The sequence below is a fragment of the Chitiniphilus purpureus genome (assembly GCF_025642115.1).
Taxonomy (GTDB): domain Bacteria; phylum Pseudomonadota; class Gammaproteobacteria; order Burkholderiales; family Chitinibacteraceae; genus Chitiniphilus; species Chitiniphilus purpureus.
In genome coordinates this window covers 435,526-462,087 of the sequence record NZ_CP106753.1, presented here as the reverse complement: position 1 = coordinate 462,087, position 26,562 = coordinate 435,526, and the positions used below count along the sequence as shown (strand labels likewise).

Genomic DNA, 26,562 nt, shown 5'->3' with positions numbered 1-26,562 from the left:
TTTCAAGTTTTCAAATTGTTAATCAGCATCAAAATGGCGCGCTCTTCATTTTCCTTGATGTCAAGGATATCTTTTCTTGCAGAATTGATAAAATTAAGCCGACCTGTTTGCATAAATCGTGCAGATTTAAGCTTGAGCATTTCACATTTTCCGCGTACATCCTGTAATATATTCAGCAGCGTATTTGTTTTTTCATCATCAACAAGCAGCCCAATGCTTTTCAAATAATTAACTCGATCAATCATTACTTGCTTATGCTCCAAGAAAGTGTGAGTGTGTCGAATATCTGCGCGACGAAACTCCTGCTGATTCTCTCCGCATAATTCAAAGTATTGAACTAACTGATGATAGATCGACTGACCGAATCGATATTTATCTACATCTAAATTCATAGAGCCCGCGCTACAACGGGATTCAAGGTAGTCCACAAGGCTCTGCTTAATAAATAAGGCTTTCATTTCGTAATGATGGGGAAATGGATCACTGGCTGTTCGTAACCTATATGCAAACGATAGTTGATCATGCATTGTTCTCATTAGGATGGCGTGCTTCATTGAAGCGATAGATTCGATTACTTGACTCCAAGAAACCGTTTGCATACCATACATTCCCACAAACTCATTTGTTCCTTTGCCGAAACCAAACCCGCCAAAAGTTTGTGAATCCCGATCGTACGCATTAAACATAAAATGATGTGGATATACGCCATATAAGCGTATATAATCATTTTCCATTCCCTCGCCAAAACTTGGTGCAAATGGAAATTTTGATTCATCAAGAAAGAGCACAGGGTAAAACCCATCATCGATCATCTGACACAAATATTCAGGCATGCACTCGGGATTCATAAGCGGGTGGCCATTGTCATAGCCGAATACCCGTGGAATCAAATAAGGGTTGTTCCCTAACAATTCATTACTGCCTCCTCGCCAGAAGTCAATAAAAAAGTGACTTATTTGCATATAACGTTCGTTATACGAATATAGTTGTATGAAGTTGCTGTAAAACCATGCTAAAGAATCACTGTTATTTAATGTGATGCCTAGGGTATATGACCAGCGCAATAAGTTGGTGATAGGTGGCGTCACTACATTCAATTTATTGCTTTTCAATTTTTTTCCTTTCTGTAGCTGAAGATACATGAATATGGTAAATAAAACAGGGCTAAAAATTCAAACCTTGCAAATTGATTAGGCTAAATTAAAATTATCCCGGTAATGTTGATCCGTAAGTATTGACATTCGATCGTAGATTGACACAGCCAGATTTTGCCACTGCCCATTTACCAAAATGCCAGTGAGGAGCTTTTGATCGACTTTGTTGCTTCGTCCGAAAGTAAAATTAACAAACGAGGTCACTATATCAATAATTTCTTTAGTCGCAGGCCTTGACACAAAATCGACTCGATCTTGCAATAGGAGGATATCAATAATCGAGATGAATTTTATAGGTCCGGCCTTTGCTAAGCCATAAAAAAACATCTCTCGATATAAATGCAAAATGCTATCTACAAATAACCAATTGTCACTCATAGATGCTATTCCATCGCGTGACACAGCGTCCTGAAATACTTCCTCGTTTTTAATTTTTATCTCATCGTTATGCCAACCAAGCTGAAACGCAAAATCAACATTGAAACCGCGGGTTATTGTATGATCACGTTTTATATAGTAATGAGGTAAATGATCTGGGTTGAGACGATACTGGATTAGTGTTTCTCTATTAGGTGCTATTCCTGTTTCAAGCCGTGTATTGTAGATGCCGATGTTGTAATCATTTTTTTTCAAAAAATCGAGTACCTGCGCCCTGTCTGAAGTATTTATCAAAAAATCAAGATCATTGAAGCCGCGATGCCAGGCTTCTTTGTACAAAAAACCCAATGTCGGTCCTTTTCTTACGACATGAGGCACACCGTATTGTGATAGGGATGTGGAAATTTCCGAGCAGAGCGTTGTGTATTCTTTATGCTTGATCTTTTCGCGTTCTGCTGAACAAAAAATTACATCATAAATTCGACTAGGTGCATTTTGCATTAAGCCTTTTTGTAATAAATAGCTGGCAATACCAAACATTTTATGGTTGGCCAATGTTTCCAGGAGATTAGAATAGAAGCACTCGTCATCTACTATATGAGCGTTCTTGTCGCAATAAGCGTTAAATAGCGCTACAAGCTTAACTATATTTTTGTTCATTTGAAAACCATGCCTGTATGTTAAATATATGATTGGTTTTTAATAGAGGTTTAATTGTTGGCAGAATTTTTATTGCTCTCTTAACTTTTGAATGTCAGACCTTGAAAAGGTGACTATATATAGACACACCTCGTCTCACAGCCAAAAGGATGTCGTTGTTGATCCTGGAAATTTCTAGTTTGCAAAAAATTGGAGTGGAATTCTTACCCCTCCAAAAAAAATTGTGTACAGGCATTTAAAATGACTTATTTAGACACAAACATTTGAACAAAGAGAAGTACTTGTCCAGTCCCGCTCGATTAATTACCGGTTTCTTGAATAGCTCGGGCTTCTGTTTCTGCCAATCCTTCATTGCTTGAAGGGGCGTCCGGTTCTGCAGGGCCAGCTGGGGCAGGTGATGGTTGTACAACCAGACGTAGTGCATCAGCGTCTGTGCCAAATCTTCGGCACAGTTGAAGCGGTGCGTGGCCGGCACCTCGCTGATCCGCCCGTTGAAGCGTTCCACCATCCCGTTCGTTTGTGGGTGGCGCGGCTTGGTCAGGCGATGCTCGATTTCCAGTGCAGCGCACAGCCGGTCAAACTCATGCTCGCCACTGGCCTGCTTTTGCTTATTGAACAGCAGCCGGTCCGTGAATTCACTGCCGTTGTCACTCAGTAGCGTACGAATCCGGAACGGCGCAGCCTTTTTTAACGCAGCCAGAAAGGCCTGTGCGGCTGCCGCTGTCTTGTGCGGACGGATCTGCACAAACACCCAGCGAGTGGCACGGTCGATGGCCACGAACAGGCAGCGGCGCGTCGTTTCATCCGGCACTTGTGGCAGGTATTTCACATCTACATGCACGAAACCGGGCTCGTAAGCCTTGAATGGCTTGCCCTGGTCAGGACGCGGTGGCGGCGGCTCCAGGGCCTGCAGACGGCTGACGCCATGACGGGCCAGACAACGGCCAAGGCCGGCCCGGGAAACGTTGGGGTTGAGGAATTCGCGGACCACGACCAGCAAATCAAGTAGTGCCAAGCGCCGCAACTTGCGCAGTTCGACGACGATGTATTCCTGAGCCGGTGTTAGCGTGGTTTGCAGGCGATGCGCGGTATGGGACGCATCATGCACGGTCGTGCGCTCGCGCCATTTGGCGATGGTGGGTTTGCTGACACCATAACGGCGAGCGAGCTCGGCATCAGTGATGGAGGGCGGCGTAGCCTGGATTTCGGCGCGGACAGCCGGGGTGGTACGGGCGCGGCCATGCAGACGGAGGTTCATACGGCGGACTCGGAGGTCGAGGCGCGTAGCGTACTCAAAACCGAACGGGCCAAGTAGAGTCGCCAACTGCGCGTCGGTAAATTATGATCCGAGACTAAACAAGTACTGAACATTGAATGTTTGTTCGACAATATGGCATCTTGGGTTTTCACACCGAAATTTTATTGAATAGACATCACATTATATGAAGACATAAAAATTTTTATTCCTACAGATGATTAAGATGACATCAAAACAACTTATAACAACTGCCCTCTATTTTTAATTGACCCTTTTTTGATAAAAGATCAACTTTCGAAAATTTTGGTGTTTTCTTTTTAAAAACAATGGTTGACTTTGGTGCTGTAGCTCTTAAGGCTCCCATAAAATTCTGCGGCCATCTTAAATATTGAACTTAAAATACAAATTTTGGCAAAAAATATATTTACGTCACTGAAAGGGCCAAACTATCTAATTACAAGACCGATAGTGAGTACCAGCTCTATATGTGCATATTGCTAAAGTAAGCTGGCTCACTATCTTCACTGGTCTTTATGCTTTACCACTAGTGTGCCTCATCGAAGATGAGCATGTTAGAGCGCTTCTTCCAAAGAACGTATTTGTTTTCTATGCTAAAGCTTGACCGCCTTCAATCTTTGTTACGCTGATCCTTCCTTGCCCCGTAAGCCGGAATAAGTTTGTAGCTCTTGATATGAGTCATCCTCAATCTCAATCAGTGCACGCTGATTGATTAGCATATGCGGCATGATAGATCATGAATTCCTATGTGAAATACCATCATATTTATTGCGTTATTCTTTAATTATAAGGCGAGTCCTTCTTTATCACGTGCAATTGCAGCTGTATAGCCTGTTTCGTTGAAAATATCCGCAACTTTGGAGCAGCGTGTTTCACTTTCAAATGATCGATCCTCCAACAGCAGAGATCTCGTAACTTCCTTCATGGCCTGATGAGCAGCTCTGAGTAAATGATTTGCATAAATTACTGCAGAATAACCAGCAGCAAACAAATCTTCAGCGAATGTTGCATTGTAAGTTGTCGGAACACATATTAATGGTTTTCTATTTTCTTTGATTGGAAAATTTTCCTGATATTTCTTCGCAAAATCAAAAACTTGACCTGCTTCGCTGAGTCGTGAATGTACCAATATCGCATCTGCTCCAGATTCAATATAGACCATTGCTCTTTCAAGAGTATCTTCGATTGATTGACCTAATATTAATCCTTCCAAGCGAGCTACAATTAGAAATTCTGAGGATGAACATGCATCCTTCCCGCGACGGATTTTTTCGCAGAAAGCAATAGGATTCTCTAGTAGCTGATTCGAATCTTCAGAAAGGCTATTGCGCTTAGGGAAACGTTTATCTTCTATTACTATCCCAGACACTCCTAGTCGTTCCAATCTCTGGCATAAATATTCGAATGCAACTGGCTCGCCACCTGTGTCGCCATCAACGAGAACGGCTTTTTCAGTGGAATCAACAATTTCGCGGATGGTATCCAATCTATTCTCTAATAGATACATTTCCATGTCAGGGAGACCTCTTGCCGCAGAGGTAGTAAGACTGGAAACCCAGATGCCATCAAATTCTCGGACTTCATCTTTTACGCTTACCTGAGCTCTAGATGCAATGAGGCACGAGAGACCGTTGTGAGCTTCTATAAATTTTAAGTTTTGACCACTTTGTAGTCGTTGCTTAAGGGAGTGACCCAATGGCGATAATTTTTTCTTCATTTCAATCATATAATTGTTTCTTCGTGAATAAAATAATGATCAACTGTGCTCGCTAAGTTTTTTGTCTTGCAATCGAAATCAGCTAATGCGGAGGTGCCTGATGTGCCCCATTGTTTGAAATTTGATTCGCATATTCAATTTTCGAATATATGATCGAACAACAATGTTACTAGCTTAGTATTTATTCCAACTAGTTGAGGTTAGTCTTTTTTTTACGATCGTGTGCTTACACACCGCCTTCCGGCAAAACACTGTAACTTTTCGCATTGTTGGTGCAAGCTTTTTTACATGGCTGCAATTTTTAAAGTCAGAAAAATCATATATATGCAGCCATGTGTGCTGCAAAATCCTTGCGCACTATAAACTAACTGTGTAAAAATGCAAGCATAATACTACACAATAGTAAGCACATGCAAGTAGTTCGAATGCACAGGCATGTTTTCGATGAAAAAATAATATGCAATTTTGTAAGTATATGATATGTTATGCATGTTTATATGCTGTAATAAACAGACCCAATAAAGATCAAAATAGCGCATAAGCCCATGATTTAAATGATGATTTACCGCAAAAAAGTGAGGTGAAATCAAAGTCGGCAAGGGCGTGTAGATTTACGTGGCAGTTTAAGTGCTGGGCTCCTGGGTGTTAACTGCAGGCATCTTGGGCGAAAGAATGTGAGGGCTTCCTAGGGTCAATGTGGGCTATAGGTCATACCATCTACGACCTATATCTAGCTGATGGTTTGACCAACTTGCATGGCACAGTGAGTACGCATTATTAATTGGAAATATTAAAGTGCGATATTTACAATATCTAGCCGAACTTATTATTTAGATAACTCAAGCGGTTTCTGTTATGGTCAGGGTCTTTTCACTTGGATGTCGTGCCGTTAGTGTAGCCATTTTATTGATTAACATATCATTTCACACTTCAATCATTTGTTTTCTAGAATGTTTATGTTAGAAATAGCCATATCTCAATGAGCTCACATTCAGCATGCCTTGATGTAGTTACGAACAACAACGATTGACGTACAAAAAGTTTTAATACGCCTTTAAATATTTTTAATCAGCAGAATTTATCATTATGCTATCCGACTGAAACAGCTCTGCAATTGTGGCTTAACGTACCCCCCTATTAATAAAATCGATCTTGAGAATAAACTTTTTCAAAAGCCAGGGGCGTTTTAACATTTGACACTTCTTAAATAACAAAAGTGCCTTAAATTATGGTTATGAGGATAATTTAATTGATAACTGTAGAAAACTTGAATAGATTCTATCAGTCTCCATGCCCGTCTCAGTGCTGGAGCCAGCGCCTGCGTCGGCTATGGCAACCTGAATACATCACTACTCATTCTGTGCGAGATATTAACTTTAACATTGAATCTGGCGAATGCGTGGCGCTGGTTGGGCCGAATGGCGCCGGAAAATCCACAACGATAAAGATGCTAACTGGTATTTTGGCGCCAAGTTCCGGCACTGTTACGGTCGCTGGCTTTGATCCGCAGCGACAGCGTCGTGATTATGTCAGGCACATTGGCGTAGTGTTTGGTCAACGTAGTCAGCTTTGGTGGGATTTACCTGTAGAGGATTCATTTCGTATTCTGCAGGCGCTCTTTTCTATTCCAGACAGTGTATATAAGCGGCAACTAACACTGTTTCGCCGCGAGGCGGATCTGGATCAATTCTGGCGACGCCCAGCCCGCACATTAAGTCTGGGACAGCGCATGCTGTGCGAAATCGCTGCTAGCTTCTTACATTCTCCGACCGTTGCATTTCTGGACGAGCCAACCATCGGGTTGGACTTAGAAATGAAGGCGCGGATGCGTAGCTTGATCAGGCAGCTCAATCGTGAAGCTGGTACAACCGTACTAATCACGTCGCATGATGTTGGTGATATCGAGCAACTCAGCCAGCGGCTGCTTCTAATCGACAATGGCCAGCTCAAATTTGATGGTAGCCTACCGGCTTTTCATGCGTATGCCGGCGAGGGCAACTGGTGGGCTGTACGTCTTTCCGGAGATTTATCAGCAGCCCAGGCTGTCTTGAGTGCGCACAATAGCGGGCTGCCGGTACGCGTTCAGGATGACTGGTTACAAGTAGCTCGGCACGACAGCTTGCCATTCGCAGAGTTACTGCAATTGCTAGCTCCATTTGCCATTCACGAGATTAAACCCGTGGCTCAGTCGTTAGAAGAGTTGTTACACCGATACTATTTGACTGGTAAGGAGGTGCAAGGGTGAAAGGTTCTCTATCTGCCTGTTGGGTGCTAGCGTTGGCAAATGGCCGCATTTCCGCCACTGATAGTAAAGGCCGTTTGATTCTCTGTTTGGGCTATTTGCTCTCGATGTGGCTACTGTACTGCCTCTGGAGTGGCTTATACACTGATAATCCCCACCGAGCGGGGATGACATTTTCCTCGGCATTGCTGCACGTCGTTACTGCCCAAACTCTGTTCGCCATTATAACTACTGGTGCTGATTGGCGGCTTGCGCGCGAAATCCGGAGTGGCGAGGTGGCTAATCAGCTAACTCAGCCAATAAATCTTGTATTACGGCATGCCGCACTATCGCTAGGCGTGGCCGGAGCCAAAGCTCTTTACTTTCTACCAGCCTTTGCGCTGTTTCTTTATTTCTCTGGCCTACACCTCACTCCAGTTAGTTGGCTGTTTGCTTTGGTTTCTGTGCTGTGTAGCTTTAGCCTGCTGTTCACACTCGGGTTCGTTGTTGGCCTTGCTGGTTTTTTGGCTACTGATCTGTGGGGTATAACTGCTAGCAAGGATGCTGTAGTGCAGTTTCTTGGCGGAGCTCTTATACCATTGGGTTTTTTTCCTTCCCCCATCCAGCAACTACTAACGTGGTTGCCATTTGCTCATTTTTTTCATACACCGGTGGCCTATCTGACTGGTCAGCAAACCAGTATGAGCGCGTTGTGTATTCAGCTGGTATGGGTTTTAGTTTTTTGGGGGATTGCCCAACTGGCTGGGCGATGGGTGCAGCGCAAATTGGTGGTTTTCGGAGCCTAACATGAAAGCATTTTTCTCTGCCTGGCGCCGGTTGGTGCTGGTCGACTGCAGAAGCAAGCTCGAGAGCCGGGCTGACTTCGTGCTTATTCTATTGGGTATGTTTTTTACATCAGTGAGTAGTGCTGCCACGATTTATTTAATGTTAGGAGCCTCTAACACTATAGCGGGCTATAACCGCTATGAGTTGATATTCATGCAAGGCTTCATGTTTATGGCTTATGTATTTGAAAGTAGTTGCTGTAATGCAATGTATATGCTGGAGAGTTGGTTAAAGAATGGCAATTTTGTTCGCTACTATCTAAGGCCAATTCATCCGCTCCAAATGTTGATTCTGGAGCGTTTTCACCCACAGGGTTTGATTGTAGCTATCACTGGTATATCGTTTCTCAGCTTTGCTGTGGCTCATCTACCGGGAGTTTGGTCCAGTACATTTCTCCTGCACTTGTTGATCTTGCTGCCACTGGCATCTATCACTCTGAACGCCATAAATCAGATGTCCATCGCTAGCTGCTTTTTCTTTGGCGAGCATTCTCCTGTATTTCATACGGTAGGCAAGCTGACAGATATGTCACGCTATCCATTTGAGCTTTTTCCAAAAATGGTACGGCAAGTCTTCATGTTGCTACCTCTCGCAGGAATTGTCTGGTGGCCATGCCAGGTCTTACTCAGGCAGCAATCTATTTGGTTGGTGGCTCCACTAATGCTGTTAATAGCTGCTGGTAGTGTGACAACTTTGATATGGCTGTGGCAGCTGGGTATGCGCCGGTATGCTGGCGCTGGTGGATAGCCGTGCTGATTGATCACCTTTTCCAGTAGGGCGGAGTTTAGCGCGAATGCAGGGCGCCTAAGCTTTAGCTCAAATTGCCTTGCCAAGGGAAGTTATAAGGGCGACGTGATGCCCCCTGCTTAATTCTACCTCATATCAAAGTGCTTGGGAGTTTGTAAAAGTGATGAGCTCAGTAAATGGGTGGCGTGTTTCATGACTGTTCGCCGAAGCAGCATGACCTTGTCACTCAAGGAAAGAACTTTGCTGTCGCGAAAGTCTAGTACTACGCGAGGGATGCTCGAGCTCTCTCAGAATTAGTGTGGTCAATGATTGAACATTTGCTCTGATTTGGCCGTGCGCTGGTAGAAATATGATGTGAACTAATTATGAGTTCGTAATTAAATCTGCAGAACACGCCAAACCATATCATATTGGCACCATACTGGCTTGACGTAACAAACCCAATAGAAAAGTTGTCTATAATTTTTTAACCGTGATAGAATTTCGTTAAATTTTGTAATTTTATTTTTGGTTTAATCAGATTAAACCCTATTTAACTCGATCATTCTTTTTCCATAAAATTGTTTCCTGTTTTGGCACGTTTGCATCGGACGAAATAGCTGCTGTTTGGAAAAATTGTTTATTTTGCGAAAGCATATTGTTGGTGTTCGGCATGTCTGTGATGCAGTTGCCAGCATTACCTATGAATTCTCTACTACGATCCTAAATCAATGAAAAGACTAATGCTCAATCCAGGGCCGACTAATGTGAACGAGTCGGTGCGTCGTGCGATGCTCGCACCTGATATGTGTCATCGCGATTCAGAATTCGCCGATACATTAAAGCGTGTTTGTCAGAAGCTTATTCGGGTCGCTAACGGTGCTGACCGCTACGACGTGGTCCCATTCGTAGCCTCCGGTACCGGGGTCAACGAAGCAATGATGTCTATTGTCCGCGGGCGCATGCTGGCACTGGTTGCGGGGCGCTATTCAGAGCGTCTTTACCTCATCGCGCAGCGTCTTCGGGTCGATGTTATTCGGTTGGATTTTGATCCATATCAAGGCATTGATGTTTCGCGAGTAGCGGAGGTACTTGCCGCCGATTCGAGCATTTCACATTTTTGCCTAGTTCATCACGAAACTACGACCGGTGTTATGGCCCCATTAACAGCTCTCGGCGAACTTGCTGCCCTACACAATGTACAGATGTTTGTGGATGGTGTTAGCAGTATCGGTGGGCACGATTTCGACCTATGTCGTGATAACGTTGCTGCAGCCACCTTGAGCGCAAACAAGTGTTTAGAGAGCTTGCCGGGTATTTCGTTCTTGTATGCAAAAAAAACGTTGCTTGCCGAGTCAAAAGGTCGTTCGTGCAGCTTTTATTTTGATGTTTATGAACAGTGGCAGCGCTGCTCCTCTACAGGTAGGCCTCCATTCACTGCCGCGATTCCACTATTTTTTGCCGCGGAAGTAGCGTTAGATCGCCTACTTGTTGAGACGGTTTTAGGTAGAGCCCGTCGCTATCGTGGACTGAAACGGTACCTAGAGCAAGGTTTGCAGGGTTTGGGGTACAGGCTGGTCCCGTTGCCGGAGGGGCAAAGCTCGAACATTCTGACACTTGCATATTTGCCTGTAGGTTGCGAGTACGAACGATTGCATTCCTTGCTGGCACAGCAAGGTATCACGATCTATACGGACGAGGCGACTTTACGTAAAGGCATTATTTTTTTCGCAACTTTGGGTGATATGCATGAGAAAGACGTGGACCGCTTTCTTGTTGCGCTGTCGGAATGCACGGCTGCTTCTCTTCAGGGGCAGTCCGCTTTCTGAATCTACTTATTTCGCCATTTCAAGTTTTAAACTATGACGCAAGCAACTTCTGCAATCGTGCTCGCTGCTGGATTAGGCACGAGACTAGCTCCCTTGACCGATGAGGTGCCAAAATGCCTAACTGAATTCTACGGCCGCCCATTGCTTGGTTATACATTTGATGCGCTCTTGGCCCAAAAGGTGGAGCACATCGTCATGGTGGTCGGGCATCAGGCCGGGCAAATCCATAAGTACATTGAATCTAATTTCCCGACTGCAAACGTGACATTCGTAAGCAACGCTGAATATGCTAGAAGCGGGACAGTTGTATCCATGATGCATGGTTTAACTGTGGTGCCAGCAAATCATGACGTACTGATCGTTGAAGCAGACGTCGTGTTTGAATCGGCTGTCCTTGAGCGATTGCTAGCTTCGCCTGCGACTGCGACAGCGCTGTCGCGCTATCGTCCTGATCTGACCGGTACCTTTGCTACTCTAGACGCAGGTTTTTTCCTAACAGACTGGGCGCATGAACGATCTCGTTCCGATGACTTTCAGATTCGGCAAGCTTGGAAGACTGTAAATCTAACAAGATTCGACTCCGCTGCGATCCACAAACATCTACTGCCTGCGGCCAATCAGATGCTCATTGAGCATAATCGGACCGTTCCATTTGAGTTCGCTGTACAACACTGCATTAAGTCACAAGGTCTAAGGGTAAAGGGTATTGATGTCAGCGATCTGTGTTGGTACGAAATCGATACTCTAGCTGATCTAAACTTTGCAAAGCGTCTCTTTGCACCTGTAATGGGTAGTGCTTTCAGCACTCAGGTCGGTTGACTTCGTATGTGTGGCATTATTGGCGTTGTCGCGCGTAACTCAAAATCGACGGTGGACCATGCGTTATTCGCTCGCCTAGTCGGCAGTTTGGCGCACCGTGGCCCGGACGCGGAGGGGATTGTACATCGCAGCCATTTTTCTTTCGGCCACAGACGGCTCAGCATCGTTGATTTGAGCTCGAGTTCAAATCAGCCGATGCAAGATATAGATGGCAGCCTATTCATCACTTACAACGGCGAAATTTATAATTATCGTTCTATTCGAGATGAGCTCAGTGCGCTGGGCTGCGTTTTTAGGACTAATAGCGATACAGAAGTCATTTTATATAGCTATCGAGTGTGGGGGGAGAGGTTTGTTGAGCGTCTGAATGGTATTTTCGCTTTTGGCCTTTACGATGAGGAAAAGAACGAGTTCCTTCTGTACCGTGACCGCATTGGGGTGAAGCCTGTTTATTACCACGTAGCTGTCGACGCAGTATATTTCGCGTCTGAACTTAAGGGTGTCATCGGCCATAGCCAAGTGCCACGACGCATCAATCCTCATGCCGTTAATTCATTTCTAACCTATCGCCAGGTGCTTGGTACGCAAACCTACTTTGAGAATGTGCTTTCGCTTGAACCTGGCACCTTTTTGCAAGTAAGGGGGGGCCATTATGAGGTGAAGCGCTATTGGCAACTTGACACCGATCGAGGTCGCTCTACTTATGCGTCTGCAGAGTCAGTTGGCCAGCTAATCTCTGAATCTGTACAACTGCAAGCTATCGCTGATGTACCTATTGCCGCGCTACTGTCGGGCGGACTCGATTCTAGTATTCTCGTATACGAGCTTTCTCGGCTCCGCGGTGCCAACATGCATTGCTTTACTGGGCGCTTCGCGGAGGAGGCTTACAATGAGGCTCCGTATGCCCAAGATATTGCTAATCATTGCGGCATGCATTGGCACGCAGTGGATCTGTCAGCGGATGGGCAGCTTGAGTTTATACGCCAACTAATTCGGCTTAAAGATCAGCCCCTCGGTATGCACAACGAAGTTGCAATGCATGTGCTGGCGAAGGAGGTTAAGCAGTATGCCTCGGTAGTAATCTGCGGAGAGGGGGCGGATGAACTGTTTGGCGGCTATGGACGGATTTTTCGTGCCCCCTTCGACTACCGGAGGCTGCGGCTGATGACCCTTCTACCGCAGCAGGTTCGGCGCAGAATATCATCCATAACCGGTCTATGTCCTGATGAGGCTCGTGTTGGGGAGCTCGAGTTTTTCCTTAAACGCTATAGCTACTTCCCTGCTGATGATAGGCAAGCGTTATATCAGCCAGAGTTTGCAAGAGAAGTCGGTCGCGATATATACACACATGAGTTAATTGCCGGATTCTTCTCAGAGCACTTTCACTTGTCATTCTTTGATCGGATCTGGTTGTTCTTCATGCGCTACCATCTGCCAGGTCTTCTGGAAATGCTAGATGCCGCAACAATGTCGGTGGGGCTTGAGGCACGGGTTCCTTTTACTGACCACAGACTAGTGCAGCAGGCATTCAACCTGCCGCTGAGAGCGAAACTGAGGTGGCGTTCGCCAATTGCATTGTTACGTTCATTGATGCAGCCGGTTGAGATGTTCAGTGAACGGCACGATATTAACAAAGTTGTATTGCGAGATTTATACGCTGACCAGCTGCCGCCAATGGTACTACATCGCAAAAAAATGGGGTTCCCGGTTCCGCTTGGAAAATGGCTCGGTAAAAACCATCGTACCGAAGTAAACCAGCTTTTGTTCTCACCTGATGCGCGACTAAATGAGTTTATTAAGCCAGAGGCGCTGCAAGCTTGGTTTAAGCGATATGAGAAACCTGCCAATGATCAATTTGGACGGCAGCTGTGGCTCCTATGCAATTTAGAAATCTTCCTTCAGGAATACTTTTGACAATGACACATATGCCGATTGCTGCGAATTTATCCGTAATCCAGGAGATGCTTGCTGTTGTGATGCCAACTTGTCCTGCAGAAATTAGCGATAGATTTTTGCAGTTGCTCTCCACCCCCCCTGCTGAGATTACTGCTCAGGCCAAGCTATTGTTGAATAAACCCTACGGTACTAATGCAATATTGATCCCCCACGGGGAGTACGGCCTATCATTTGCTCAGTTACTTCCTAAGCGTTCGACCAGCCTGCATATGCATATGCTACGCCGTGAATTCTTCTGTGTTCACCATGGCGTGTTGACTTTGGTATCTGGTGAAGAAACGTTAATCATTGATCGGTTAGGCTGTGGATTCTCGACGCCAAACGTTAGCCACATGCTTGCTAACAACAGTGATGAGCCGCTCGGGGTGCTAGAGATTTTTTCGCCAGCACTACTTAATGATAAGGTTCGACTGCAAGATCGCTATGAGCGTTTGCTGGGTCAAGTCACCTTTGAGCAATAAGGAGTGACACATGGACGATTTCAACCAAAATTCGCTTAAAACTACTGCATGCGCCATTCGCAGGCTTATCATCGAATCGATCTACAAGGCGCAAACTGGTCATGCCGGGCCATCGTTGTCTCTGGTTGAGGTGCTAACAGCATTGTACTTTCGCCATCTGAAACTACGGCCATCCGATCCCGACGATCCTACTCGAGATCGCCTCATTCTCAGTAAAGGACACGCAGCACCAGTTCTGTATGCAACTTTAGCGCAGGCTGGTTTCTTTCCGGTCGAGTGGCTTGACTCATTGCGTAAATTGGGATCGCCTTTACAAGGCCATCCCAATGTGGGACTTGTGCCTGGCATCGAAGCTTCAACTGGCTCTCTAGGTCAGGGTATATCCATCAGCTTAGGGCTGGCCATCGGCCTGAGACGCCGACAACTACCCTCCCGCGTTTACTGTATCGTCGGAGACGGTGAGTTGCAGGAGGGGCAGAACTGGGAAGCGATGATGGCTACCGCTGCATTCAAAGTGAACAATTTGACGGTTATTGTTGACCGAAACGGGCTACAGAACGACGGAGCAACAGAGACGATTATGCCACTAGGCGACCTGAGTGCCAAAGTTGAATCATTTGGCTGGAACACCGTGGAGATCAATGGGCATGACTTTAATCAGATAGATCAGGCTCTTTCGGCAGTAAAGATTAACGACCGACCGACAATGATCATTGCGCATACGATTAAGGGTAAAGGGATTTCATTCATGGAGGGCATCGTAAAGTGGCATCACCATCCGATCTCAAGCGAAGAGTATCAGCATGCAATGGCCGAATTAGAATAAAAGTGTGATCAAAATGAACAAACTCAAAGCAACTCGCGATGCTTACGGTGACGCACTACTCGAGCTAGGCGCACTACGTGACGATATACTTGTACTTGATGCAGACTTGTCGCGGTCCACCCGCACTGAATGGTTTCGCGAATGTTATCCAGATCGCTTCATCAATGTTGGTATTGCCGAGCAGAATTTGGTTGGGATGGCTGCCGGACTAGCGATGGCTGGCTTCATTCCGTTCGCAACTACCTACGCAATATTCGTCGGCAGAGCCTATGATCAGATTCGTCAAGCGGTCGCCTTCGGACAGGCAAATGTCAAAATTGTTGCGACACATGCTGGGCTTGCGGCTTCGCATGATGGTGGATCCCACCAGGGCAATGAAGATCTCGCGTTGATGCGCGTGTTGCCCGGCATGACAATATTATCGCCAGCTGACTACCATGAAGCGAAACAAGCTGTCTTTGCGGCAGCCTCCCATCCAGGACCTGTCTATCTCAGACTGCAAAAAGAACCTGTGCCAATTGTAACCGCGCCTGCTCAACCTTTTCAAATTGGTCGCGCACAAATACTGCGCCACGGACGCGATGTTGCTCTGATTGCAACTGGCAGTTTACTTTGTCAGGCGCTCGAAGCAGCGGCCAAACTAGCCAACGAAGGTATTGAGTCTGAAGTCATTAACGTTAGCACGATCAAGCCACTCGACGTTACAACAATCTCCGGGGCAATTGAGCGCTGTGGTTGCGGTGTAATCATCGAAGAGCATAGTTGCATCGGTGGCCTATATGAGGCGGTTGCGGGTGCAATATCTGCACGCATACCATGTCGCCTTGCTTCAATCGGAATGGCTGATCAGTTTGGCAGCACGGGCGACTGGCAAGAGCTGCAAGCTAAGTTCGGCCTCAGTAGCCAGACAATTGCGGAAATTGCTCGTCAGCTCGTAGGAGTAAGCAATCCGCCAATATCAGGCTAACTCCTGCATTTCATGCTGCCTTTTACCTTTCCCAGCCTAACGGATTATCTTTATATTATGTACCAGCACTACAGAGTTGACTACGCAGGATTAACTGTAAATTTATGCGCTTTTGACGAAGTTGCTCAGTCCATCAGAGCAGAAGTCCAACCGTTCTTCGTATTGCAATCTGGATCAAATTCTGAAAGTTGCGTCGCTAACTTGACTCTTAACCTAGCACCCTTACCAACTGAAATTGCCGAACTTCTTGTTCATGAGCCACGCTTGCTTCAGGTGGATACTAGCCTCTATGTACACCTTGCGTCGGAGGGGCTGCGCTGGGATTTCGACAATCAGCATGTAATCCGTATTACTCTTACCGGAACCTACGCCGTGATCGATATCGAGCGAAGTAGGATTACGCTCTATCAACCTGAACAGACACTGCTTACGCGAGATGCGATTCGCTTGCTTAAGGGGCTCTTTACTGTCTTTGTCGAGGATTGCGGCGGAGTGCAGTTGCACTCAAGCAGTGTTGTTGCTGATGGCAAGGGCGTACTGCTACTTGGCGATATGTGGCAGGGAAAGACGACATTGCTTCTCGAAATGCTGCGCGAGTTTAATGTCCAACAGCTTAGCTGTGACACAACAGTGTTAATGCCCAACACTAAGGGCAATCAAATCTGTGCCTATGGATGGCCGTCGCCATTTAGTGTATCCCACGGCACACTCGCGGATCACCCCGAGCTTTATGAGTTTTTCCCTGAAGAACGAAAGGGAGTCAATTACGAACAATTGTGGGCGGATGGCAAGAAATCTGTACTGACCTCCGAGCAAGTTGTCAGTTGTTTTGCATCGAGCTTGGTGCCGTCTGTCAAGAACATCAGCCTGTGCCTAATCGTGCGCTTTAGTCCCGAGGATACTACCTCGATCACGCGAATCGAAAATATCGATAGCCTTGCGAAGCACCTACAACTTGTTTACCTCGGGAGCCGTGACCCCATCTATCACAATTGGCATCAGTATCTAGAGGTCGACGATGCCACTATTGACAGAAACATTCAGATGATTGCAGAAGCGTTGTATGCGAGTTCTGAAGTGTATGTCCTGACTTGGGCCCCGAGCGCCGTTAGCTTAATGAAGCGAGTACCTTTACTCGCGCTATCACATAAAGCGCTATCGCGCCTCATGCAACCCGTAGCACCGAATTAAAAAGATAGGATTTATCAATGGCTACTGTTTACCGATACTGGGAACATTCGATTGCCGTAGAGTGGCAAGGCGATTGCAAGGATGCTAAAGATTTTCTCGCAGCTTACCTTGAACCTTATTTCGAAATTGAGGACGTTGAACAATTGCCAGAGTTGGTTACACATATTCGTGTCAGTCTGGGGCCGATCTTAAAAGAATTACCTGATGATCAGCAAGCTACATCAATCATTATTGACGCTAGCAAGGGCTTCCTTCATTGCACGGGTCGAGTTGTTCCGACTACCGAAGGTATTCTCGTGCTAATACAGCCGTTTGGGGTATTAGTTAGCGTTAACCGTATTGCAAAGAACATCGAGGTCTGGGCCCGCTCTGTTGAGTCGCTACGAGTGCCTCTACTCAGAATCATTGAGGATTTTATCCTCAATGAGGTGCAGCTCCACGGCGGAGTAGTACTGCATGCGAGTGGAGTCGTTGCAGGTGGGCAAGCGATATTATTAGTTGGCAATAAAAAGGCGGGCAAAACAACTGGGTTATCCCGACTGCTGTCAGCTTTTGATGCATCGAAACTCGCAAATGACAATGTATGCCTGGCGTTGCGCAATGGCGTGCTTACGGCGCGAGGTTGGCCTGCGTTCTTCAAAGTAAGCGCCGCAACAATTGCGGCAGTTCGTGAGCTAAATCATGACTTTCCGATAGCCGTCCGTGATGAGCTTTCAAATGATGAAGCACTTTGGGCGGTCTACGAGAAAGTTGCACTGTACCCACTCCAAAGTGCGCAGCGTTTCGGCAAAGAAATTGAACCCGAGGCTCCACTAGGTGGCTTGATATTCCCGGAGTATCGGCACGATATCGGACCGGGTTTATCGACAATTTCCATCGATGAAGTTGCTACCAAGCTGCCAATTTACTTGCAAGGAATTCGCAATCCGAATCACTGCGACTGGCTCGGTCTAAACCCGGTAGGCGAAGGGCAGGTGCTGAAACGATTGGAAGAGTTGGTTGAATGTATGCGACATGATCAGATCCCACTGTACCACCTCCGTTGGGCCCCCTCTCTGGAGGAGCTGTTTGCTCGCGTTAATGAGCTGCGCCCGTTCCACATCGGCTTGGGTGCTTGCCGTACCGCCAATCGGATTGAGGATAACTGGCCAGCACTGCCGGAGGCTTCCGCGCCGACTTTTTGACCGAGAGTACAACTTTGCTTGAACAAACAAACAAATTGCTAGAATGGGCGCGTCTCGAACGCAACGTTCAACTAATGTGGTTGGGCCGGACCTGTACTTTCTTTGCAGAGCAGACCGCTGAGATCGCGCTAATCTGGTTTACTTGGCAGCTGACTAAATCTTCGTCACAGGTCGGACTGATAATTTTTCTAGTTCGTATGCCATTTTGGGCATTCGGCTGGTTAGCCGGAATTTATGCGGATCGATTCTCGCGTCAGCGTATTGTGATTTCTGCCAATGTAGTCGGCGCTATGCTCGCCGGACTTATCCCGATGCTGTATGTCTTCAATTTACTGAACTTTGTATTACTAGCGATTTTGGCATTTCTGTTCTCACTTTCGCGCGCAATCGAGCAGCCAGCATTAGGCGCTCAGATTCCAGATATCGTGCCCGTAGAGCGTATTCCAATGATGAACACGGTGCTTGACAATACCAAACGAATTGGGCGGCTACTGGGGCCGTTGTTGTCGTCACTACTCCAGATTGTCTTTGCCGTACCATTATTATATGTTTTTGTTGCTGTAGCCTTAGCCATTATGTCAATCTGTTCGCATTCCCTAAAGCTTCAAGAACCTTTGAGGCAGTTCAAGACAGGGTCTAGTATATGGGAAGATCTGTCCGCAGGCTGGCAAGTACTTCGGGCTAATCGACAGTTATTTCTAACTGTAATCTGTTTCGCATTCTATAACCCGGTGTACGCAGTTGCGTATTGGGTATTACTCCCGCGCTTCTTTAGCCTAGAAATGGGCGGTACAGGTAGCGTGTACAGCTTAGCCATCGCGTTTTTTAGCATTGGTGCATTGATTAGCAATCTAGCAATTGGAGTGTTCGGGATACGCACCAAGCATCGCAGTGTTTTGCTAGGTTTTGTCTTCGTTGGTTTTGGTTTTAGTTTGCTTTCGATTGCTCCAAACACACCAAGTGCGATTTGTATTGTGGTTCTGGCAGCTATTGGTATTCCGCTTATGGACATTGGCATTGCCTCACTAATTAATGAATGCATACCACGTGAGCATCAAGGTAAAGTATTTGCGCTCTTCCGGTACTTTGCCGAAATTGGCCTAGCAATAGGACTGTTGATAGGAGGTTTTTTGGCCGACAAGATCGGCTCCCGTGCGAGCTTTGCATTTCTAGGTGCTTACATACTCCCACTTGTTGGAGTTTTTGCATGGGGCATCCGACGTGCATCGTAAAGACAATGTCCAACAAATAGGCCGGTTCTATGAAGCAAAACATCACAAATGATCTGGAAAGCTTGAATCAAACTGCATTAGCAAGCAACTCCATCCTTGGCTCCGGCCCCCTCCCAAGCATTCCTACCGGGGAAGTAAATCTCATTGAAAGTTCGGATGTCGCTGGTAACGTGATCGATTGTACCGAGCTCCATGTCCTTTACCCGCGCTACGGTGGAGAGAGGACTCAACCAATGTGCTTTCACGTCGCCAATACTGAAGATCTAGTTGCAGCCGTACTTCATCATGCTCAGAGTGATCAGTTAGTTCTGGTGCAACAGTTCCGGCCAGCAGCTTTGCTGCGCGACGGCGCTTGCCGGTCTACGTGGAACCAGCAGCTTTGGCAAACTGAGGTCGTCGCTGGGGCACTGCCGTGTGGGGCGGATCCTGAAAGTGTTATTCGGCAGGAGATTCTCGAAGAAACTGGCTGCCGCATAGCAAATCTGACTCAGGTGTGCGAGTTTTATGTCAATCCGGCATTGCTCGCAAGTCGGGTGTACTTGTACTTCTGCGAGATCGCAGAGCTTCCCACTGTCGAGCTGCATGGACGTGAGGATGAAGGCGAGGATATCCGAGTGCTCACCATTTCCGTAGATACAGCAATTGAATGGGCAGTATCCGGGCGTTTACACAACTCGCTTACTCTATTAGCGATTAGCCTGTTTGCAGTAGAGCGGTCGAGAGCGCCGAGCCAGACTCTTAAATAATCTGAAATAAACTTAAGAAAGGACTATCCCCATGCTCTCTCAACGAGCAAACCTCATTAGTGGATCTAAAACCTCGGGCATGAGAAACCTTGCTGCACGCCTCAAGGCTGAGGGTAAACCAGTAGTCAATTTTGCCGCCGGTGAGCTTGACGATAATATTAGTGATGTCGTCAAACATGCGGCAATCCAAGCCGTAATAGCCGGAAACAATAAGTATACGGAGACGATTGGTATTCCAGAACTGCGCCAAGCTATCGCAATCCGGCTGTCTCAACAAACTGGGCTGGATTGGTCGGCTGATGAGGTCGCAGTAACTGCTGGTGCCAAGCAGGCTTTGTTTAATACAGCAATGATGCTATTCAATCCAGGAGATGAGGTAATTATTCCGGCCCCGTACTGGACAACATTCCCGACTCAAATTAGGCTCACAGGGGCTCTACCAATATTCGTTGATACTGCGCTGACTGGCTATGTATTAGATAGCGCAGCTATCGCTGAAAAAATATCGCAGAGGACCAAAGCAATTGTCCTCAATACGCCAAACAACCCAACCGGTTCGGTCATCCATGCGGACGTTCTCGGTGAAATTGCAGCGCTAGCTGAACAGCATGGGCTGTGGGTAATCTTCGACCAGTGTTACTCGGACTTTGTCTATGCCGAGGCACAACACCTCAACATTTTGCAGATCGCTCCAAATTTACGATCACGCGTCGTAATTATCGACTCTTTCTCGAAATCGCACGCCTTAGCAGGCTGGCGCGTCGGATATGCGGCCGCGCCAAAGGCGTTGACAGCGGCCTGCTCTAATCTTCAAAGCCACACGACATCTAACCCAAATGCTATTGCACAGATCGGAGCATTGGCCGCACTCGAACACTATGATAGCCGGTATCATGAAAAAGTGCTGGCGCGCTTGAATGCAAATCGGCAGCTTGGGTTGCAGATCTTGCAGTCTTTGAGAGACGTAGAGGTAATAACCCCAGAAGGAGGGTTTTACTTTTATCTGAACATTAGGTGCAAGATTAATGGTCAGGCAGCCGAGGGACAAATTAGCAATTGTGCTCAGCTTGTTGAGCATCTCCTCGCCAACGCACAAGTAGCGGTTGTTGGAGGGGAGGCGTTTGGAGATCTAAATGGCCTGCGTATCTCATATGCAATCAACGAAAGCGACTTGGAGCAGGGATTATGGCGAATAGTAAATTGCCTCAATGCCATTGTCGAGCCCAGGTAGGATGAGCTTGGCAAGACGCATTTGGAATGCCAAAGTATTAACACTCGAGGTCAACCGGGATTGCTTTGGGAGGCTGCTTTCCATGCATCGAGCCTGTTTGCCCAGTCTTGCATCATGGCTCGCCGCTCGTCCAGGTAGGTGGCATGGTTGTAGGTGCGGCGCACCCCATTCGGCTCAGCGTGCGCCAACTGGGCTTCAATGGCATCAGGCCGATAGCCCATTTCATTGAGCCGAGTGCTGCCCGTGGTGCGCGTGCCATGCGGGCTGTACTTGGTTGCCCAGCCTAGCTTCTTGAGTGCCTGCCGCAGAGCTGCGTCGGCCATGGGGCGCTGGCGGTCATCGCGGTTTGGGAATACGAACTTCGTGTGCCCCGTGATCGGATGCATGGCCTTGAGAAGTTCGACCGCCTGAGTCGGTAGCGGAACGACGTGCTCTCGCCGCGCCTTCATCCGGCGTGCAGGAATGGTCCAGAGCGCCTTGTCCAGGTCGAACTCGACCCACTCTGCTTGGACGGATTCATTCGGGCGGCTGAGCGTCAGCCACATCAGCTGGAAGGCCTTGATGGTCTGGAAGTTGCCGCCATGTCCATCAAAGTCGTTCAGCAACTGGCCGACTTCCTCCGCGCTGAGGGCGCGCTTGTGTTGCGTGTTGTTAGGCGGCAGCGCTTTGCGAACCGGCCAAACGGGGTCAGTGTCCGCCCGCAAAGTTGCGACTGCATGCTCGAACACGCCAGACATGGTGCGCTTGGCTTCAGCCGCTACGGTGGGGGCACCCCGCTTGACCGTCTTGTTGAGAATGTCGAGGACATGGGCCGGAGTGATCTGACGTACCGGCAGCTTGCCAATCGACGGGAAGACCACGCGCTCCAGCATGTCGAGTCTCCGCTTCTTGGTCACTTCCTCCCAGTCTTTCAGGGCCAGCCACTCTTTGGCGATGGCCTCGAATGTGTTCGCTGAGTCTTGCTCGCGCTTGATGCGTTCGATCTGGCGGTTCTGGACGGGATTGATGCCCTCCCTGACCAGCTTCCGCGCCGCCTCGCACTTCTCTCTAGCCTCGCCGAGCGTCACGCTGGGGTAGTCGCCAAGTGCGAACCACGAGGCCTTGTCATTGAGCTTGAAGCGATAGCGCCAAGCCTTGATGCCGTTGGGTTTGATTTCTAGGTACAGGCCCTTGTAGTCATTGAGGCGGTAGATGCCTTCTCTAGGCTTGGCGGCTCGGCACTGGGCGTCTGTCAGCATCGTGAAGCTCTCCTGTTCGTTCTCAGGGCTTCATCGTATACACCTTCATCGACCTGGCGCAAGATCCATATACACGCCCGTATTCACTTGCGCAGCGCCATCAGATGTCGTTGCATGCAACGAGCTGAAATGAAAAAGCCCCGTATCCACGGGGCTTTGCGTCGATTTTAGTGATGCACATGCAAGCGTGTGCAACCGCCTGAAATGGCTTGATTGAATCAGACGTTGAACAGGAAGTTCAGCACGTCGCCGTCCTTCACCACGTATTCCTTGCCTTCGGCGCGCATCTTGCCGGCTTCCTTGGCGCCTTGTTCACCCTTGTACTGGATGTAGTCGTCAAAGCCGATGGTCTGTGCGCGGATGAAGCCACGCTCGAAGTCGGTGTGGATCACGCCGGCGGCCTGCGGGGCGGTGTCGCCCTTGTGGATGGTCCAGGCGCGCACTTCCTTCACGCCCGCGGTGAAGTAGGTCTGCAGGCCCAGCAGATCGTAGGCGGCGCGGATCAGCCGGTTGAGCCCGGGCTCGTCCTGGCCCAGCTCGGCCAGGAACTCGATCTTGTCGGCGTCATCGAGTTCGGCGATTTCCGATTCGATCGCGGCACAGACCGCCACCACCGGCGCGCCCTCAGCGGCAGCGTGGGTACGCACCTTGTCGAGCAGCGGATTGTTCTCGAAGCCATCCTCGGCCACGTTGGCCACATACATCGCCGGCTTGATGGTCAATAGGCACAACGACTTGACCTGCAGCTTCTCGTCGTCGGACAGCGGCGCCGAGCGCGCCGGCTTGCCCTCGTTCAGATGCGGCACCAGCTTTTCCAGCACCTTCACCAATGCGATCGCGTCCTTGTCGCCGCTCTTGGCCTTCTTGCCGTCGCGCTGGATGGCCTTCTCGACAGTGGCCAGATCAGCCAGCGCAAGCTCCGTGCCGATGACGATGATGTCGTCGATCGGATCGACCTTGCCGGCCACGTGCACCACGTTGGGATCCTCGAAGCAGCGCACCACGTTGACGATGGCGTCGGTTTCGCGGATGTTGGCCAGGAACTGGTTGCCCAGGCCCTCGCCCTTGGACGCACCGGCGACCAGGCCCGCGATATCGACGAATTCAACGATGGCCGGCACCACCTTCTGCGGGTTGACGATGCCGGAGAGCTGCGCCAGGCGCGGATCGGGCACCTCGACCACGCCCACGTTGGGCTCGATGGTGCAGAACGGATAGTTGGCCGCTTCGATGCCCGCGCGGGTCAAGGCATTGAACAGGGTCGACTTGCCGACGTTGGGCAGGCCGACGATGCCGCATTTCAAACTCATCGTGGATTCCTGGCTAAAAGCCTGTCAGTAGATATTCGCGCTGGCGCGCCGTTTGCGGCGCCGGCATGGGACAGCCGCGATTCTACCACCGAGCGTGCCACCGGCCCCGGGCTGACAGCCCCGCCGCGCCGTTCCACAATCAAGTCGTCTCCACTGCAAAGGCATGGCATGCCCGATCCCTCGCTGGCCGATACCCTCCGTACGCTGCTGGAACAGGGCGAATCACTGTCCGCCTATCGTCTGGCACTGGCGGCGCTGGACCGGAATCCGGCCGACGCGGCATGCCACCGGCTGGCGGGTGCCTGTGCCGCCGAGCTGGGCGAGCAGGCGCAGGCCGAACGCCTGTGGCGCACCGCGCTCGCGCTCGATCCGGACGACGCCGCCACCCATTTCAACCTGGCACTGCTGCTGGAACACAACGGGCAGGACCGGCAGGCGGCAGCACATTACGCCGCCACCCTGGCGCGGCAACCGGACGATGCCGAAGCGATACGGCGCCACGGCCTGCTGCTTGCACGGCTGCACGAGTACGGGCCAGCCCTGCCGCTGCTGCGCCGGGCCGCCGCGCGCGCGCCGCTGGATGCCGAACTGCAGCTGGCACTGGGAGATGCATTGGCAGCCGCGGCCCCGGACGATGCCGAGGCGCACTACCTGAACGCGCTCGCACTCGCCCCCCAGGCAGTGGAACCGGTGGCCAATCTCGCGCTGCTGCTGGACAACCTGGGGCAGACGGCCGAAGCAGAGGCGCACTACCGCCAAGCGCTGACGCTGGCACCGGCCCGGGCCGAACTGCATCGCAATCTTGCCGGGCTGTTGGCGCGCCAGGGGCGCACCACTGAGGCCGAAGCGGCCTATGCCGCGGCGCTGCGACACGATCCGGATGCGCCCGCCACCCACTCCAACCTGGGGGTGCTGCTGGCCGACCTGGGACGCGAACAGGAGGCCGAGGCGGCATTCCGCCATGCGCTGACGCTCGCGCCCGGCTACGCGCGGGCGCGACTGAACCTGGCGTTCCTGCTGCTGGCACAGGGCCGCTGGCACGAAGGCTGGCTTGCGCATGAAGCACGCCTCGATCCGGGCCTGCCTCAACCGGGCCGGCTGCCCACCGACCTGGGCTGCCCGTACTGGCAGGGCGAACCACTCGGCGGCAAGACGGTGTTGCTGTGGTTGGAACAAGGCTACGGCGACCAACTGCAATTCTGCCGCTATGCCACCAGCCTGAAGGAAAGCGGCGCGGCGCGGGTGGTGCTGGTCTGCCAGCCGCCACTGCTGCGGCTGCTGCACACGCTGGCAGCGGCGGACGCCGTCTTGCCGCTCGATGCCGCCGCCGACGCCAGCCACGGTTGCGACTACTGGATCATGTCGATGAGCCTGCCGCGCCATTTCGGCCTGGTCGACGGCCCGTGGCCCTACCTTGGCGCCGACGCCGCCGAACAGGCGCGCTGGGCGCCACAGCTGCCGCAGGGGCCGCTGCGCGTCGGCTTGTTCTGGCGCGGCAACCCGCGGCACCACAACGACACCCGGCGCTCGTTGCCTGGACCCGCCGTACTGGCACCACTGGCTGTATCGGAACAGATCCGGTTCGTCAGCCTGCAACCGGGCGACACCGAAGCGGCGGCCCCGCCCCAGTTGCCATTGACGCGCCTGGGCGACGCGCTGACCGATTTCGCCGATACCGCGGCCATCCTGACGCAACTCGATCTGTTGATCAGCGTCGACAGCGCGGTCGCCCACCTGGCAGGGGCGCTGGGGGTGCCATGCTGGATCCTGCTGCCCGCCCGCGGCACCGATTGGCGTTGGCTGCGCAATAGCCGGCACAGCCCATGGTATCCGGACAATGTCCAGCTGTTCCGTCAGACCACGCCGGGCGACTGGGAAGGGCTGATCGACCACGTGGCGGTGACACTGGCCGCATGGGCACGCGGGCGCTGAGGCAGCCGGGCCCGCTCAATCCCCGCTGTCGCCGAACTCCACGAACAGGTCGTCCGACAGCGCTTCCAGATCACGCTGCAACGCCCCCTGGTCAAACCCCGGCGGCGCATGCAGCACCGCATCGGCATAGAACATCGGCTCGCTCGACATCGCCGCCGGCGCCACCTCGGTACTGAGCTGCTCGACATTGACCCCATGTCGTGCGAGCACCTGGCTCACCTCCTTGACGATGCCGACCCGGTCATGTGCGACCACCGAAAGCGTGAATTCATGCGGATAGTCCTGCGCCTCGCCGCCTTCGACCAACGTCACGTGCAGATCGGCCAGCCCGGAAAGCGCACTCTCCAGCGCGGTGCGGCGTACCGCATCGATCTCGATGCGCAGGATGCCGGCGAACTGGCCGGCCAGCCGGCTCATCGACGACTCAAGCCAATTGGCTCCATGCGCCGCCAGCGTCTCGGCCAGTTGCTCGACCAGACCGGGCTTGTCGGTGCCCAGCACAGTGAGGACAAGGGATGCGAATGCCATGGCAGAAATCCTTGGAGATGCGGCTCAGGCCGGTAGGTTGAAGACGGCTTACAGGCAGTGGCCGTCCGATCGATGACGAATGCCGCATAGTAGTGGGCACCGTCGTGCGGCCGCAAACCGGGCGTGCCGTTGTG

General features: G+C 50.2%; 22 protein-coding genes. 15 read left to right on the top strand and 7 right to left on the bottom strand.

What is annotated here, in order from left to right; genetic code table 11:
* Positions 1–2: 2 nt before the first annotated feature.
* From N8I74_RS02000 to N8I74_RS01985, 4 genes are all read right to left on the bottom strand, one after another.
* Positions 3–1,112: a hypothetical protein gene (locus tag N8I74_RS02000; RefSeq protein WP_263125248.1), complete on the bottom strand. Its 1,110-nt coding sequence runs from the start codon at positions 1,110–1,112 to the stop codon at positions 3–5.
* 78 nt (positions 1,113–1,190) lie between these two features.
* The gene (locus tag N8I74_RS01995; RefSeq protein ID WP_263125247.1) at positions 1,191–2,192 is read right to left on the bottom strand and encodes a nucleotidyltransferase family protein; all 1,002 of its coding nucleotides are present in this window, start codon (positions 2,190–2,192) and stop codon (positions 1,191–1,193) included.
* 235 nt (positions 2,193–2,427) lie between these two features.
* Positions 2,428–3,450 (bottom strand): IS481 family transposase, encoded by a 1,023-nt coding sequence (locus N8I74_RS01990; RefSeq protein WP_263125246.1) that lies wholly within the window; start codon positions 3,448–3,450, stop codon positions 2,428–2,430.
* Positions 3,451–4,252: 802 nt separating this feature from the next.
* Positions 4,253–5,194, bottom strand: a complete 942-nt coding sequence (locus tag N8I74_RS01985) for an isocitrate lyase/phosphoenolpyruvate mutase family protein (protein WP_263125245.1) — start codon at positions 5,192–5,194, stop codon at positions 4,253–4,255.
* A 1,258-nt stretch (positions 5,195–6,452) separates the two neighbouring features.
* Between N8I74_RS01985 and N8I74_RS01980 the strand changes: the two genes are divergently transcribed.
* From N8I74_RS01980 to N8I74_RS01915, 14 genes are all read left to right on the top strand, one after another.
* Positions 6,453–7,430, top strand: coding sequence for an ABC transporter ATP-binding protein (locus N8I74_RS01980; RefSeq protein WP_263125244.1), 978 nt, complete (start codon positions 6,453–6,455; stop codon positions 7,428–7,430).
* On the top strand, positions 7,427–8,212 hold the full coding sequence (locus N8I74_RS01975) for an ABC transporter permease (RefSeq protein WP_263125243.1): 786 nt from the start codon (positions 7,427–7,429) through the stop codon (positions 8,210–8,212). Before N8I74_RS01980 ends, N8I74_RS01975 begins: the two co-directional genes overlap by 4 nt.
* Position 8,213: 1 nt before the next feature.
* Positions 8,214–8,999 carry an ABC transporter permease gene (locus N8I74_RS01970; RefSeq protein ID WP_263125242.1) on the top strand — a complete coding sequence of 262 codons (786 nt, stop codon included), beginning with the start codon at positions 8,214–8,216 and terminating at the stop codon, positions 8,997–8,999.
* Between the two features lie 722 nt (positions 9,000–9,721).
* Entirely contained in the window at positions 9,722–10,807 is a 1,086-nt protein-coding gene (locus N8I74_RS01965; RefSeq protein WP_263125241.1) for an aminotransferase class V-fold PLP-dependent enzyme, read from the top strand.
* A 33-nt stretch (positions 10,808–10,840) separates the two neighbouring features.
* On the top strand, positions 10,841–11,626 hold the full coding sequence (locus N8I74_RS01960) for a phosphocholine cytidylyltransferase family protein (RefSeq protein WP_263125240.1): 786 nt from the start codon (positions 10,841–10,843) through the stop codon (positions 11,624–11,626).
* Positions 11,627–11,632: 6 nt separating this feature from the next.
* Positions 11,633–13,540: an asparagine synthase (glutamine-hydrolyzing) gene (asnB, locus tag N8I74_RS01955; protein ID WP_263125239.1), complete on the top strand. Its 1,908-nt coding sequence runs from the start codon at positions 11,633–11,635 to the stop codon at positions 13,538–13,540.
* A 2-nt stretch (positions 13,541–13,542) separates the two neighbouring features.
* Positions 13,543–14,043, top strand: a complete 501-nt coding sequence (locus tag N8I74_RS01950; protein WP_263126704.1) for a cupin domain-containing protein — start codon at positions 13,543–13,545, stop codon at positions 14,041–14,043.
* Positions 14,044–14,053: 10 nt separating this feature from the next.
* Complete coding sequence (locus N8I74_RS01945; protein ID WP_263125238.1) at positions 14,054–14,869, top strand: transketolase; 816 nt, start codon at positions 14,054–14,056, stop codon at positions 14,867–14,869.
* A gap of 13 nt (positions 14,870–14,882) precedes the next feature.
* Positions 14,883–15,836, top strand: coding sequence for a transketolase family protein (locus N8I74_RS01940; RefSeq protein ID WP_263125237.1), 954 nt, complete (start codon positions 14,883–14,885; stop codon positions 15,834–15,836).
* A 12-nt stretch (positions 15,837–15,848) separates the two neighbouring features.
* Positions 15,849–17,027 (top strand): hypothetical protein, encoded by a 1,179-nt coding sequence (locus tag N8I74_RS01935; RefSeq protein WP_263125236.1) that lies wholly within the window; start codon positions 15,849–15,851, stop codon positions 17,025–17,027.
* 17 nt (positions 17,028–17,044) lie between these two features.
* Positions 17,045–18,211 (top strand): hypothetical protein, encoded by a 1,167-nt coding sequence (locus N8I74_RS01930; protein WP_263125235.1) that lies wholly within the window; start codon positions 17,045–17,047, stop codon positions 18,209–18,211.
* 14 nt (positions 18,212–18,225) lie between these two features.
* Positions 18,226–19,443: an MFS transporter gene (locus N8I74_RS01925; protein WP_263125234.1), complete on the top strand. Its 1,218-nt coding sequence runs from the start codon at positions 18,226–18,228 to the stop codon at positions 19,441–19,443.
* 29 nt (positions 19,444–19,472) lie between these two features.
* Positions 19,473–20,189 carry an NUDIX domain-containing protein gene (locus N8I74_RS01920; protein WP_263125233.1) on the top strand — a complete coding sequence of 239 codons (717 nt, stop codon included), beginning with the start codon at positions 19,473–19,475 and terminating at the stop codon, positions 20,187–20,189.
* A gap of 31 nt (positions 20,190–20,220) precedes the next feature.
* The gene (locus tag N8I74_RS01915; RefSeq protein WP_263125232.1) at positions 20,221–21,420 is read left to right on the top strand and encodes an aminotransferase class I/II-fold pyridoxal phosphate-dependent enzyme; all 1,200 of its coding nucleotides are present in this window, start codon (positions 20,221–20,223) and stop codon (positions 21,418–21,420) included.
* 50 nt (positions 21,421–21,470) lie between these two features.
* Here N8I74_RS01915 and N8I74_RS01910 read toward each other — a convergent pair whose 3' ends face one another.
* Positions 21,471–22,658 carry a tyrosine-type recombinase/integrase gene (locus tag N8I74_RS01910; RefSeq protein WP_263125231.1) on the bottom strand — a complete coding sequence of 396 codons (1,188 nt, stop codon included), beginning with the start codon at positions 22,656–22,658 and terminating at the stop codon, positions 21,471–21,473.
* Between the two features lie 218 nt (positions 22,659–22,876).
* Positions 22,877–23,968: a redox-regulated ATPase YchF gene (gene ychF, locus N8I74_RS01905; protein WP_263125230.1), complete on the bottom strand. Its 1,092-nt coding sequence runs from the start codon at positions 23,966–23,968 to the stop codon at positions 22,877–22,879.
* 168 nt (positions 23,969–24,136) lie between these two features.
* Between ychF and N8I74_RS01900 the strand changes: the two genes are divergently transcribed.
* Complete coding sequence (locus tag N8I74_RS01900) at positions 24,137–25,900, top strand: tetratricopeptide repeat protein (protein WP_263125229.1); 1,764 nt, start codon at positions 24,137–24,139, stop codon at positions 25,898–25,900.
* A gap of 15 nt (positions 25,901–25,915) precedes the next feature.
* On the opposite strand, the gene N8I74_RS01895 is transcribed toward N8I74_RS01900, so the two are convergent.
* Positions 25,916–26,428, bottom strand: a complete 513-nt coding sequence (locus N8I74_RS01895; RefSeq protein WP_263125228.1) for a glycine cleavage system protein R — start codon at positions 26,426–26,428, stop codon at positions 25,916–25,918.
* Positions 26,429–26,562 lie beyond the last annotated feature (134 nt).

Bases quoted from the DNA above. Each gene is read 5' to 3' on its own strand.
- N8I74_RS01960 (WP_263125240.1), top strand. From the start codon at position 10,841: ATGACGCAAGCAACTTCTGCAATCGTGCTCGCTGCTGGATTAGGCACG.
- N8I74_RS01970 (WP_263125242.1), top strand. From the start codon at position 8,214: ATGAAAGCATTTTTCTCTGCCTGGCGCCGGTTGGTGCTGGTCGACTGC.
- N8I74_RS01985 (WP_263125245.1), bottom strand. From the start codon at position 5,194: ATGATTGAAATGAAGAAAAAATTATCGCCATTGGGTCACTCCCTTAAG.
- N8I74_RS01915 (WP_263125232.1), top strand. From the start codon at position 20,221: ATGCTCTCTCAACGAGCAAACCTCATTAGTGGATCTAAAACCTCGGGC.
- N8I74_RS01950 (WP_263126704.1), top strand. From the start codon at position 13,543: ATGACACATATGCCGATTGCTGCGAATTTATCCGTAATCCAGGAGATG.
- N8I74_RS01990 (WP_263125246.1), bottom strand. From the start codon at position 3,450: ATGAACCTCCGTCTGCATGGCCGCGCCCGTACCACCCCGGCTGTCCGC.
- N8I74_RS01895 (WP_263125228.1), bottom strand. From the start codon at position 26,428: ATGGCATTCGCATCCCTTGTCCTCACTGTGCTGGGCACCGACAAGCCC.
- N8I74_RS01935 (WP_263125236.1), top strand. From the start codon at position 15,849: ATGCTGCCTTTTACCTTTCCCAGCCTAACGGATTATCTTTATATTATG.
- N8I74_RS01995 (WP_263125247.1), bottom strand. From the start codon at position 2,192: ATGAACAAAAATATAGTTAAGCTTGTAGCGCTATTTAACGCTTATTGC.
- asnB (WP_263125239.1), top strand. From the start codon at position 11,633: ATGTGTGGCATTATTGGCGTTGTCGCGCGTAACTCAAAATCGACGGTG.
- N8I74_RS01920 (WP_263125233.1), top strand. From the start codon at position 19,473: ATGAAGCAAAACATCACAAATGATCTGGAAAGCTTGAATCAAACTGCA.
- ychF (WP_263125230.1), bottom strand. From the start codon at position 23,968: ATGAGTTTGAAATGCGGCATCGTCGGCCTGCCCAACGTCGGCAAGTCG.
- N8I74_RS01945 (WP_263125238.1), top strand. From the start codon at position 14,054: ATGGACGATTTCAACCAAAATTCGCTTAAAACTACTGCATGCGCCATT.
- N8I74_RS01900 (WP_263125229.1), top strand. From the start codon at position 24,137: ATGCCCGATCCCTCGCTGGCCGATACCCTCCGTACGCTGCTGGAACAG.
- N8I74_RS01940 (WP_263125237.1), top strand. From the start codon at position 14,883: ATGAACAAACTCAAAGCAACTCGCGATGCTTACGGTGACGCACTACTC.
- N8I74_RS01930 (WP_263125235.1), top strand. From the start codon at position 17,045: ATGGCTACTGTTTACCGATACTGGGAACATTCGATTGCCGTAGAGTGG.
- N8I74_RS01910 (WP_263125231.1), bottom strand. From the start codon at position 22,658: ATGCTGACAGACGCCCAGTGCCGAGCCGCCAAGCCTAGAGAAGGCATC.
- N8I74_RS01965 (WP_263125241.1), top strand. From the start codon at position 9,722: ATGCTCAATCCAGGGCCGACTAATGTGAACGAGTCGGTGCGTCGTGCG.